Origin of the sequence: Listeria tempestatis (assembly GCF_963575625.1) — a bacterium.
GTDB classification, from domain to species: domain Bacteria; phylum Bacillota; class Bacilli; order Lactobacillales; family Listeriaceae; genus Listeria; species Listeria tempestatis.
This window is the reverse complement of record NZ_CAUYTK010000002.1, coordinates 89523-101747: the sequence shown is the minus strand read 5'-3', so window position 1 is coordinate 101747 and position 12225 is coordinate 89523. Positions and strand designations below refer to the sequence as shown.

The 12225-nt window shown below is 39.8% G+C and carries 12 protein-coding genes; 2 read left to right on the top strand and 10 right to left on the bottom strand.

Features of this window, described 5'->3' with window-relative positions:
• Position 1: 1 nt before the first annotated feature.
• The 5 genes from R8923_RS03170 to R8923_RS03150 all read right to left on the bottom strand — a co-directional run bounded on the left by R8923_RS03170 (position 2) and on the right by R8923_RS03150 (position 5466).
• Complete coding sequence (locus tag R8923_RS03170; protein WP_485871309.1) at positions 2-2263, bottom strand: penicillin-binding protein; 2262 nt, start codon at positions 2261-2263, stop codon at positions 2-4.
• Positions 2260-2622, bottom strand: a complete 363-nt coding sequence (gene ftsL / locus R8923_RS03165) for a cell division protein FtsL (protein WP_485871308.1) — start codon at positions 2620-2622, stop codon at positions 2260-2262. The genes R8923_RS03170 and ftsL overlap by 4 nt, the downstream gene beginning before the upstream one ends.
• A 16-nt stretch (positions 2623-2638) precedes the next feature.
• Entirely contained in the window at positions 2639-3571 is a 933-nt protein-coding gene (gene rsmH / locus R8923_RS03160; protein ID WP_485871307.1) for a 16S rRNA (cytosine(1402)-N(4))-methyltransferase RsmH, read from the bottom strand.
• A gap of 13 nt (positions 3572-3584) precedes the next feature.
• Complete coding sequence (gene mraZ, locus R8923_RS03155) at positions 3585-4016, bottom strand: division/cell wall cluster transcriptional repressor MraZ (RefSeq protein ID WP_485871306.1); 432 nt, start codon at positions 4014-4016, stop codon at positions 3585-3587.
• A gap of 178 nt (positions 4017-4194) precedes the next feature.
• On the bottom strand, positions 4195-5466 hold the full coding sequence (locus R8923_RS03150) for an MDR family MFS transporter (protein ID WP_485871305.1): 1272 nt from the start codon (positions 5464-5466) through the stop codon (positions 4195-4197).
• Positions 5467-5589: 123 nt separating this feature from the next.
• Here R8923_RS03150 and R8923_RS03145 point away from each other — a divergent pair, with 123 nt between their 5' ends.
• Entirely contained in the window at positions 5590-7344 is a 1755-nt protein-coding gene (locus tag R8923_RS03145; protein ID WP_485871304.1) for an ABC transporter substrate-binding protein, read from the top strand.
• On the opposite strand, the gene R8923_RS03140 is transcribed toward R8923_RS03145, so the two are convergent.
• From R8923_RS03140 to R8923_RS03125, 4 genes are all read right to left on the bottom strand, one after another.
• Complete coding sequence (locus tag R8923_RS03140) at positions 7297-7674, bottom strand: DUF3397 domain-containing protein (protein WP_485871303.1); 378 nt, start codon at positions 7672-7674, stop codon at positions 7297-7299. The two genes, R8923_RS03145 and R8923_RS03140, sit on opposite strands and share 48 nt — an antisense overlap.
• The gene (locus tag R8923_RS03135) at positions 7667-8548 is read right to left on the bottom strand and encodes a 2-dehydropantoate 2-reductase (protein ID WP_485871302.1); all 882 of its coding nucleotides are present in this window, start codon (positions 8546-8548) and stop codon (positions 7667-7669) included. The genes R8923_RS03140 and R8923_RS03135 overlap by 8 nt, the downstream gene beginning before the upstream one ends.
• A gap of 159 nt (positions 8549-8707) precedes the next feature.
• Positions 8708-8881, bottom strand: coding sequence for a 50S ribosomal protein L32 (rpmF, locus tag R8923_RS03130; RefSeq protein ID WP_088809563.1), 174 nt, complete (start codon positions 8879-8881; stop codon positions 8708-8710).
• Between the two features lie 71 nt (positions 8882-8952).
• Positions 8953-9486 carry a YceD family protein gene (locus R8923_RS03125; RefSeq protein ID WP_485871632.1) on the bottom strand — a complete coding sequence of 178 codons (534 nt, stop codon included), beginning with the start codon at positions 9484-9486 and terminating at the stop codon, positions 8953-8955.
• Positions 9487-9623: 137 nt separating this feature from the next.
• Between R8923_RS03125 and R8923_RS03120 the strand changes: the two genes are divergently transcribed.
• Entirely contained in the window at positions 9624-10784 is a 1161-nt protein-coding gene (locus tag R8923_RS03120; RefSeq protein WP_485871301.1) for a nucleotidyltransferase, read from the top strand.
• On the opposite strand, the gene R8923_RS03115 is transcribed toward R8923_RS03120, so the two are convergent.
• Positions 10758-12161 (bottom strand): glycosyl hydrolase family 28-related protein, encoded by a 1404-nt coding sequence (locus R8923_RS03115; protein ID WP_485871300.1) that lies wholly within the window; start codon positions 12159-12161, stop codon positions 10758-10760. The genes R8923_RS03120 and R8923_RS03115 overlap by 27 nt on opposite strands.
• Positions 12162-12225: the final 64 nt, after the last annotated feature.

Sequence of the window (12225 nt, the reverse complement as noted above, 5' to 3'; positions counted from 1 at the left end):
TTTATCGTGTAAGCAAGTCCCCAACACCTGCATTTTCATGAATATTCGTATCTTGTTTCAATTGATCGCGATTAGTTTGATCGCGATTCTGATTGAATGCATATATTTCATTTGGCGCTTTCATCGTTATGGTCACTTTTGAATTTTCATTTAAAATAGAACCTGCCGAAACGCTTTGTTTGGCTACATAACCACTTCCACTGTAAAGAAACGGAACGCCAGTTATTTCGGAAACTTTTTGAGCATCATCGCGCGACCAGTTTGCCATATCTGGCATTGTCATATCCCCATCTGTCATGATGATAACACGCTCGCCTTCCATCACTTTATTTGCCTGTTGCGGAATTTGTTGAACGACTTTCGAACCATTTCCGACAACTACTGGAACCAATTTACTTTTTGTGATGGCTTTTTTTGCATCGTCAACCGGTTGCCCCGTATAACTAGGAACAGAAACTTTTTCCATCTTAGCTTCTTTTGCCGGTTTAATATTCATATATTGTAAACTATTTTTCATAACTGGATTAAATACTTCTGAAACGGCCTCACCACCTGTTTCACTACCCTCCAGTTGAGGTTGCTGCATCGTCACATACATAACTAATTCTGGGTCGTCAGCTGGTGCCATTCCCATAAAGGAGAAAATATAATTATTGTTCCCTGTCATGTATTTGCCAGTTTTCGGGTCAGCAATTTGGGAGGTTCCCGTTTTCCCTGCAACTGAATAACCTGGTATGGCATACAATTTCCCAGTACCATGTTCCCCGCTCACAACTTGTTGCAACTCTTCACGCGTTTTTTTCGCTGTAGCCTCACTAATTGGTGCACCGGAAACTTTCGTCTTCGTTTCAGTTACTTCATTCGTACTTGGATTAGTAATTTTTGAAACAACATAAGGCTGTTTCATTTTCCCGTCACTCGCTATTGCAGACGCCCCTTGGAGCATTTGCATCATGGATACGGTTGTACCTTGTCCGAATACGGTTGTTACTTTTTCAACAGGATAGTTGTAAAGGATTTTTCCGCTTGCTTCATTTGGGAGCTGGATACCGGTTTTTTGGCCAAAGCCGAACTTCTTCAAATAGTTTTCAAACGTATCCGTCCCCATTTTATTTAAAAGAGTAGCAAAAGCCACATTACTCGAGCGTTCAACCCCTTCTCGGTATGTGATTGTCCCCCAACCCGCACCGCCGTTATGGTCATGGATTGGAATATCGCCAACACGGTAAATTCCAGATTTATAGTAGGCGTTTGGATTGTAGACACCTGTATCAATTGCAGATGCTAGAGAGAAGATTTTCATAACCGATCCTGGCTCATAAGCATATTCAACTGGCAAATCTTGCCATACGCCTGCATTTTCTGTACTTAAACCTTCTTTAGTAGATGGATTGAACGATGGGCGTTGGCTCATCGCTAAAATCTCCCCTGTTTTAGGATTCATCACGACGGCCATCATATTTTTAGGTTTATATTTCGCATTCACCGTTGTCATCGTATCTTCTAAAAACGTTTGAATTTTTTTATCGATGGTCAGCGTAATATCGCTCCCATCCTTCGCTTCTTTTACGTTTTTCTTTGAACTTGGTAAAATGTAACCGAGTTTATCAGTACTATAATTAATTTCACCGTCTTTACCCGTTAAAATGGAATTATAGCTTTTCTCAAGTCCCATTTTCCCAACAAGTGTTGATTCATCCGTTTCGCCTTCAGTTTGTTGCGCAAAGCCCACTAACTGTGAAGCGAAGGTACCGTTTGGATAAAACCGGGCAGCTTGACGTGTAAATTCGAGTCCTGGTAAATTTTCTGCTTCAATTTTATTTTTCGTTTCAACAGATATATTTTTTCCTGCCTTACCAAATTCGACTTGATAAACATCTTTTTTATTTAAGCGTTCTAAAATCTCTGCTTTATCCATATCAATGTATTTGGCAAGCGTTTCTGCTGTTTTATTTTTATCAACAACATACGTGGGATTTTTTGACGTTTTAGAAAACTTATCTGAAACGACAGCCGCAAGTGTGTACGTTGATGAATCTTCAGCGATAACTTCACCTTTTTGATCTAAAATAGAGCCACGTTTAGCCTCTATCTTTTCTGTTTTCAAATGTTGTTTCTTGGCTTCCGCCACCAAAGGCTCTCCGTTTGCTTCACCGGTAATTTGCAAATAAAGAAAACGACCAGTAAGAATAAGGAAGAGCGCCGCGAAAAAGACAAAAAGTACTAATGCGCCTCTCCTCATGTTTCCTCTGCGCCGTTTCATTTACCATCCACTACCTTTACATTATCTCCGTTTAAACTTAAGCCTTTTTCTTTTGCCATTTTCAAAATTCGTTCATATCGACCTAAGTCATTTACTTGCACCTTTAAATCATCGTTTGTTTTTTGCTGCGCTGCCAATTTTTCTTCACTTGCTTCAATATCCTTATTTACACTATAGATAGAAGTTTGAACGCTGATGATAGAAAATGCAAAAATCGCTATAGCCACAATCGCCATAAGTGCAATTAATTTTTCAAAAAGCGTGACTTTCCCGCGCTTTAAAATTGCTTTTTTCGGTTGTTCAACTTCCTTATGTATTCGTTTAGGCTCCTGAATTGGTTTATAGGCAAAATTACTCACATTTTTCAACTCCTACTCATTTCTCAATTTTTTCAATGACGCGTAGCTTTGCAGAACGCGCTCGGTTATTTGCTTCAACTTCATCTTTACTAGGTAAAATGGGTTTTCGTGACACCAGTTTAAAGTCAGGCTCAAATTCTTTCGGAATAACAGGAAGTCCTTTCGGTATTTCCGGCCCCTTAGTCGCCTCTTGAAAAATGTGTTTTGTAATACGGTCCTCTAAAGAATGAAACGTAATCACACTAATTCGACCACCTGGATTTAAAAGCGTAAGCGCATCATTTAGAGAATCCTCAACAGCGCCCAGTTCATCGTTCACTGCAATTCGAATCGCCTGAAAAGTCCGTTTACCAGGATGACCACCCTTGCGTCTTGCTGGTGCTGGGATAGCTTCTTTAATGATATCAACAAGTTCTTGCGTTGTTTCAATCCGCTTAATTTTCCTACGACGCTCAATCTCACGAGCAATTTGTTTCGAAAATTTTTCTTCACCGTAACGAAAAAATATTCGCACCAAATCCTCATACGCCCATTCATTGACAACGATTTGCGCCGTAAGTTTCTGCGACTGATCCATCCGCATATCAAGTGGAGCATCTTGATGGTAACTAAACCCTCGTTCCCGAACATCAAGCTGCGGTGAGGAGACACCTAAATCATATAAAATGCCATCCACTTTCGAAATACCATTTTCTAAAAGCGCGTCTTTAATAAAACGAAAATTAGATTTAATAAAGAGCACTCGCTCATCTTGTAATTTCTCTTTCGCGTTTTCAATCGCTGTAATATCTTGATCGAAAACCACCAAACGCCCTCGTGTCCCTAATTGACTCAGCAAATATGTTGAATGACCCGCACCGCCTAACGTTGAGTCTACATAAATGCCATCTTTTTTTATATTTAACATGTCTACAGTTTCATGTAGTAAGACCGTTTCATGCTTAAACATAGTCGCCCCTCCTTTAAATATCGAACCCAATCATATTTTCTGCAATTTCGGAGAAGGATTCTTCTGATTCCTCAAAAACAGCATCCCATTCCGGTTTGCTCCAAATTTCAATACGATTTGAAACTCCGATAATCACCGTTTCTTTTTCAAGTCCCGCATAACCAACTAGATTTTGCGGAATATTAATTCTTCCTTGTTTATCTAATTCGCATTCTGAAGCACCTGAAAAGAAGAACCGCGTGAAAGAACGAGCATCTTTTTTAGTAAGTGGAAGTGTCTGAAGTTTTTCCTCGAGTTTTGACCACTCCGTTTGTGGGTAGGCAAATAAACATTTATCTAGTCCACGCGTAATGACAAAATTGTCCCCAAGTAGTTCACGGAACTTAGCTGGCACGATTAAGCGGCCCTTTATATCAATGTTATGTTGATATTCTCCCATGAACATTAGACTTCCCCCACTTTCTTACGTACAACTTTACCACATCTCCCCACTTTGTACCACCCAAAACCTAAAAAAAGGCAAAAAAAATTCATCTCTTCACTTAAAAGAGATGAAAAAACGTTGATATAAAGCCATTTTTACATTAAATTTTAAGGTGGTGGGAAAGTGGGGGATAAAACCACTAGTCCCCACTTTCAAGAGAAGTTGATTCATTTTCCTCAAGAAGAACTTGTTTTTTTCTAAGAGCAAGACGCCCGAAGAAACATGCTAGGCCGCCACAAATAAAGATGAAAATTCCCATACCATATTTTCCTATGAATGGAGCAAACAATAAACTAGCAGCTCCAAATAGTTTTCCAACCTGAAAGATAATCCCATTAAAAGCCATATACGCACCTCGTTTATTGTCACTTATAATGGCAGCTAAAATAGTTTGGCGTGTTGGCACATAGAGCAGTTCGCCTAAAGACAGTAAAAGTGTCGCCATAACGAGAAACCACATATTAGATAAAAATGCCGAGAATGAAAAGCCTGCTGCAAACAAAAGAAAACCCACATACATAACAGCTTCATTTTTCCGTTGTATAAGCCATTTCGCAACTGGTGCGGTGAATAATACAATACATAATGTATTTAGCGCTGTAAGTAAACTTAGTATTCGCACGCCATCAATTGGTATATCTAGAATATGACCCAATTGCAATGTGAGGTTTTGAAATTCTTCAGCAAGTCGGACAGAAATGAAATTATTCCGTTGAAACTCTATTGTCATGACAAAAATTCCAGAAATCGTAAATAATACAAAACTTTTGTCGCGAATTACTTCGGAATAGGCATAAAAAACCTCTTTCACACCTGCACCTGAACTTTTACTTGTGTCTCGCTCATGCGTCTCCGTAATAAAATGAAAGGTTAACCACGTTGTGAATATGGACATAAGAAAAAGGGCAACTAAAAGTCCAAAAAAGTGTGTCGTAAAGAGCCAGCCTCCTACAACAATCCCTATCATCGCCGAGAGATTGTTTGCCCAGTAACTGATGGAATACATAAAACTTCTAGATTCTGGTGTACTAACATCGATTAGCATTGCATCTGCCGCAGGATTAATAAACCCTTGTGCAATTCCAATAAGGAGTAGAAACAAAAACGTAAGTAGTGGTGAATTAAAGAACGCAGAATTAGTCAGAACTAGCCCCAGATAGCTAATCATTTTAAGCACTTCTCCAATGACCATTAGCTTTCTACGTCCAAATATATCAGCTAAATGCCCGCCGTAAAGACCTGCTATAAATGGAATAGCGATGTTGAGCATTAATAAAATACCTGCTATAGAAGGATTAAAATGCAGGGTAAAGTAAATGGCTAAAAAGGGGAAAATCATCGAAGCAATAATTTTGCTAAAAAAGTTAATAACAATTCGCATGCGAATATTCGGGTGCAGCGCACGAAACATGAATATCCCCTCCGTCTAAATTTCTTTTCATACATTACTCTGTTATTATAAAGTAGAAATAAGTTCGCAAAAAGGGACATTGATTTATTTTTTTGTCCCCTTTTATCGTACGGAGGTTTTAATATGGATTATGATTATTTTAAATTACGCACTTTTTTAGAGAGCCATGGCCACTCTTTCAAACTAGCTGAAATTGCGAATCTTTGGTACTGTTCTACCAAAAATGCAAAACGAAAAATCCAATCCTACGCTACGCAAAATCTACTTTCTTATTCTCCTGGTCGCGGTCGTGGACATGTATCCTCCATCATTTTCACACAATCTTTTTTAGAAGATATGACCCTTTTTTTAGAAAGAAAAACGAAAGAAGAACGACTTTCTTGTATCGCTACCTTCCTAGAAAGTGATTTACCGCCACACGTCCTTTCATTTATTACAGAAGAGTTTCGTCAATTATTTAATAGGCAACTTCAAGAAGGAGATGCGGACGTACTTCGAATGATGATGCGACGTAAGATTAGTACATTAGAACCTAAACAGGTAGCCACTTCAATTGAGTCTTTCCTATTGAAACATCTAAGTGACACATTGGTTATTTTTAACCGGGAAACAAATAGGATTGAACCGTGGCTTGCGCACCATTTTACCTCCAACCAAACTAAAACAAGCTGGACTTTTTATTTGCGTAAAGGCGTGCCTTTTCATAACGGGTACTACTTAAAAAGCGATGATGTGCGCTGGTCGATTTATCGGGCGATGGAAACAGATTCTGTTGTGGCGCATTTTTTAAAAGGGATTCAGCAAATTGAGCTTATCTCAAATTACATTCTAAAAATTCATTTAGACGAACCTGATCCATTTTTTGTACGTTATTTATCGTCCATTAATATGCCTATTTTGCCCCAAAATACGGCTTTCGATGAAATGGAATGGATTTCAACGGGACCATTTCGTCTTAGTGAGCGCTCTAGGAACAAAATTATTCTGGAAGCATTTGATGGCTATTTTATGCCGCGCGCCCTACTGGATAAAATTGAGTTTTGGTATATTGAAGGTGCCGAGAAACTAAATGATGTGCGCTTCTCTTATGGCTTAGAAGAAGTAGATACGCATTATGTCGAGAAAGCTAGTCAGTCTTCTGGTGTTTCAGCCGTTTGTTTTAATTTTAAAAAGCCAGATTCATTCGTTCAGCATAAAGCTTTTCGAGAAGCCATTTATCATTTATTTGATGGTCAACTAATTGGGATTCCAGAAGAGCGACAAGCGACAAGTTATTTTAAATCGGAGAAGAATACTGGTATTAGGAAAGAAGCAGAAAAAATTCCCCTTTTGCTAGAAAAGTCAGGTTATGACGGGCGCATCATTTATTTTGGAGTTTTTGACCGGCCGATTATGAAACAAAACGCTGCTGTTTTTAGAAAAAAGGCATTAGAATTCGGGCTTCAAATCGAATGCGTGCCCATCAATTTGTCGACGGAGTATTATGGCAAAAGTTTTCAAAAATTAGATTTTATTTGGCTAGAGGATGAACCAGGCGCTGACGTAGAACTTGGCTACTTGGAGTTCTTCACTAACCCTCTTTTAATCCCAAAAAGGTTATTAAGTGAAAAAATATTCGTACATGTTGCTTCTTTTTTGAAGGAGATACGGTTTGGTGACAGTTTTTTAGTGCGTAAAAAAAGCCGCATGTCGCTTGACACATGGCTTATGGAAAACTTTTTCTTATTTTATGTGGCTTATGGTATTAAAACTCACAACATTGATCGCCATATTCAAGGTGTAGAGGATATGGTTTATGGTTATTTTAGTCTTTGCAAAGTATGGGTGCCTCTAGCCGAGCATGTAGATGATACTCATCACAAGCCCAGTAATGAATAGCAAAATATAGAGCAAGCTAAAAACAAAGAAGCAAATGCGCCAATAAATGTGAATGGTCCGGTAAATATGAAGTTCACCGTTCCGTTTGGCAAATAGCACAATGATAACGATTCCGATGATGAATAGGAAAAGGAATATGTATAGCAAAAAAGAATGATTAAACAGAAGCTTCATAAATAAATGAACAGCAACAATTAGGAAAAGCGTTGTAAAATCGGCGGCTAGTTTTAAAGCGCGACGTGGTTGTTTTAGCAATAGGCGAACAGTCCAAAAAATAATTAAAAAAACAATTACCGGAAGCACAATTAAAAAAGAGTTCCAATTAAACATACTGCTCCTCCTTTCCTTTTACTAGTTTATAAAGCATGCGCGAATAAGTTGCGGGATAATCGGCTTCTTCTAACCATTGAATCACTGGGAGTAAAATGCTGTCGATTTCTGTTTTGCGTTCCAATTTTATATCCGTTGCCATAGAAGATAGGTTTTCTTTTGTTGCCATTAAAACATTCTCTACTTTTTGGAAGGCATCCTCAATTTGTAGCGCATGGTTAACTTCTTCCACGATTTCGCAAAGCAACTCACGCCAGCTTTCGTTCTGGATTAAATCGCCATTTGGAACTTCTAAAACCGCGGTAAGCGGGTTGACTGCCGCATTAATCAGGAGTTTCTCATATATTGCTTTTTTTATGTCATTCGAAAACTCGAAGGAAAAATCGGCCAATTGTTGTAAGAAATTCAATTCTTCTGTAGCGACACTCCCTTTTAATACGCCAAAAATTGTTTTTCCTTTGCCTTTTTGCCGAACGGAAAAATCATTCACACGCTTCGCTCCGTAAGTAGTTGTCGCCGCCCAAATGTTCTTTGCCTTTAGTTTTTCAGTAAATTTCAAGTGCGTAATACCATTTTGAATGAACAAAAGTGGAATATCTGGCGGAATTTTGTTTAAATCGGCCAGTAGAGATTGAACTTCATAACTTTTCACGGCGATTAAAATAAAGTCGTGCTGTTTTATTTCCTCATTAGAAATGCCTGTCACAGCCTGAATGGGACGTGATTCTTCGTCAAAGTGCAAACCATTTGTCATTAAGCTTTCTCGCTGCTTTTCGCGTCTAACATAGAGTGTTACATGGGCATATTTCGCAAGATGGGCAGCATAAAAGAGCCCTATTGCACCTGCACCAACTATTCCAATACTCGGCTTCATCTTCTCACCTACTTTATTTCATCAATTGAAGCATCATTTTGTTCTCCATCTACTCAATTTATTTTACACTATTTTATTTTCTATGTAAGCAAAAAACGACAAGATCCATGGCATCTTGTCGTTTTTTTAGTGAACAAGTGTACGTCTCACTTGTTAGGATTAGCTATTTACTACATCTTTACCATCGTAATGACCACATTCAGGGCATACACGGTGAGAAAGTTTCATTTCACCACAGTTTGAACATTCATTCATACCAGGTACTTGTAATTTGAAATGCGTGCGACGTTTGCGTTTTTTTGTTTTAGAAGTTCTTCTAAAAGGTACTGCCATTTCCATACACCTCCTTAGAGATTAACACTAGTCTTAAGGTTTCCCTTAGATATATTCCAGCTTTACTAAAACTAATCTTCTTTTTCGTTAAAAAAATCGGCTAGCCCAGCAAGACGAGGATCCACTTTTGGTTCATTTTTTGCTTTTTCAGAAGCAAATTTTTCTTCTGTTTGAAGTTCCCAGTCGCGACCTTTAGGAAGTGAATTTTCATGGGTCGCTTCATCGCTAAAAACTTGCATTGGAATTTCAACTAACAAAAGTTCACTGACAACAGGAACTAAGTCCACTGTGTCTTGTTCCATCACATGCCAAGATTCATCAAGAACTTGGTCACGATTTTTCACAAAGGTTTCCACCGCTTGAATTTCATACGGGTAAAAAACATCTGTAAGCGTTCTTGCACAAGGCAATGTCCACTCACCAGCAATTGTCAAATGCGCAGTGACTTCATCGCGCTTAATTTCGAATTTTCCAGTAACATGAACAGGCGAAGCCGCTCTCACGTCATGATTATTTTCTTTTAAAAAATCGGTTAAGTCGATTGTCTCATTAATTTTAAACTCGCCATCGCGATATTTTTTTAGTTGACTTAAAGACCATTTCATCATTTATCACCTCAAACGCAACAAAAATCATTATAGCTTTTATAAGCCGTTTTGTCAATCCTTTTTAGGAAAAGAAACGGCACCACATCACGTAAATTTGTGCTAAAATAAAAAGAAAAAAGGAATAGGTGATTTTCATGCGTGCTACGGGAATTGTGGTTGAATATAATCCATTTCATAACGGACATCTCTATCATTTGAATAAAGCTAGAAAACAAACTAAGGCAGACTGTATTATCGCAATTATGAGTGGCTCTTTTGTACAACGGGGGGAGCCAGCTATGTTTGATAAGTGGACTAGAACAAAAATGGCGCTTCTCGGCGGGGCTGACCTCGTCTTTGAGCTACCCGTTAGATTCGTCATGCAGCAGGCGGACATTTTTGCAACAGAAGCTGTACGAATGCTCGCTGACTTAAAAGCCGAGACGATTTTCTTTGGGAGTGAAAACGGAGATAGCGAAACCTTTGTTGAAGCAGCAAAACTAGCCAATCAAGAATCATTTGATACGCTTATAAAGGAAAAGTTAGCAGATAAAACATTAAGTTACGGTGCGGCACTAACAGAAGCTCTCCATGAACAAATTGGTGACCGCATTGATGTGACACTGCCAAATAATATCTTGGGCTTTCATTATGCGCTAGCAAATGACAAAATGAACAGCCCACTAAACATTCAAACATTAACCCGCACAACCAATTACGCGGAATTAGCACCGGCCAGACCTGCTGTCACAAGCGCAACAGCCGTTCGCAAGATGCTATTACAAGGACATTTTAACGAAGTAAAAAAATATATTCCTCCGTTTGTTTACCGGGAAATCATTGGGAGCGCGGCAAATTTAATGACGTTTGCCGAATTATATCCACTTTTGCGCTACCGGCTTCTAACTGATGATCCAGGGACACTTTCGAGAATTAATAGCGTCACTGAGGGAATCGAAAACCGCTTTGTAAAAGCGGCTAGGCATGATGAGGCAGGAGCCTTCCTAAATGAAATTGTAACAAAACGTTATAGTCGCGCACGTGTTCAGCGTACGGCTATGCAAATTTTAATGCGCTTTGAAAAACAAGATAAGGTATCGCCTTACTTGCGCCTCCTAGGCATGAACCAAACTGGGCAGGCCTATTTATCCCACGTGAAAAAAGATCTTGAACTTCCGCTTGTCACGACGATTTCAAAGGCAAAAGAAGAATTGATTGCCTACGATGTTCGCGCAACGAAACTTTATAGCCTCATGGAAGGCAGCCTTGTTACACCAGAGAGCGATTTTTCAAAGAGTCCCCTCATCTACTGGTGAAACACGAACTGACTGTGTATCTTGGCTGATTTTAATGCGCGGAGCTACTCCTTTACGTGTGATGTGCTGAAAATCCACATCACCTGCGCGGTACTGCACCGCGATAACAGGCGACTCCTCTTCACTTAGCGTCGCAAAATAGTTCAGCGCTACTCTTTTATACGCCGAAATAACAAGAGCCCGAGGACGACTTTCCGCATAAAGCGGTGTCTTTTGCGGCTCTTCTGCTACTAAAAAGGTGGCACGAATACCGACTGCGGTCAAACTATTCGTGTCATCTTCTTTATGATGTCCAATATGCCTAAAATTATATGACCGATTGTCCCCGCTTGAATAATGCCCAACTATTTGCGTATCAAATGCCGCCGAACTCATTTCATGCGCTTTAATTTCCACACCGCCAAAACAGTTTTCCGTGCGATTATTGTGCAGCACCACATGCCTGGAACCATCATCCACTTCAATTCCATTCGAGTTCGAAGCACCCTCTTGGTGTGCCCTACCACTCGGGTCATGTAAATAGGAATGCGTGATGTACACATAATCACTATGGTGCGTCGTCACACCATCATCACCAAACCCATAAACCTCCACATCATCAATCCACACATAGCGGCTCCTAAAACGCGAAGTCGTCCCGTCCCCCGCATAACTGTAATAAGCAGACGTCACATCAATCCCGTGCAGCCCAGGGTTTTGCACACACACATCCCGCACAAGCCCAAACATAACATTGCAAAGCGTAATCCCACTCGAGCGAATCCCGTGAACTGCACTTTTTTCTTTTTTTGGAAAACGCTCCGCGCGCCAATCGAGCGTAAAGCCTTCTAAGCGAATGCTCTTATTCCCAGTAAAGCGATTCCGATTTCGAATCCCCTGACGCGATTTCGAAGCAAAATCATGCATCCGCAAAATGGTTTTCCCCGTACCCGCGCCGAGCAATTCTGTGTTAGACGGCACCTTAAGGCCCGTTATAATAAATACTCCTTCTGGAATCCGCACGCTACGCCCGCCCTGTCCCATCGCACGTATAAATGCCCCAGTACAGTCAGTTTTCCCGTCTGCCACCGCACCAAAATCAAGCACCGAAACTTGAATCGCTTCATCTCGAAGCCTGCCTAGTTCAGCGAAAAGAAGCGGCTGCCAGTCCACCTCAAGTAGCGGTCGTTTTTTAATGAGTGCAGGACGCATAAATGTATTATCAAGTTTTCCCGTCACATGCCATTTCCATGTACGCACCTTTTCTATTTCTCTTGTAAAAGGCAAAGCTAAAAAAGCGCGCTCTGTTTCTAAAATTCCCGCATCAAGCCCTTCAGCATCTACATAAGCCGGGAAAAAGCGACCAATTTTATTTTTCGTCTCATTTTTAAATTTCATCGTCCCCACCTGTTTCTTGTTTCTACCTAATAAGTTCCCGAATTTCAAACAAAAAAACAAACAA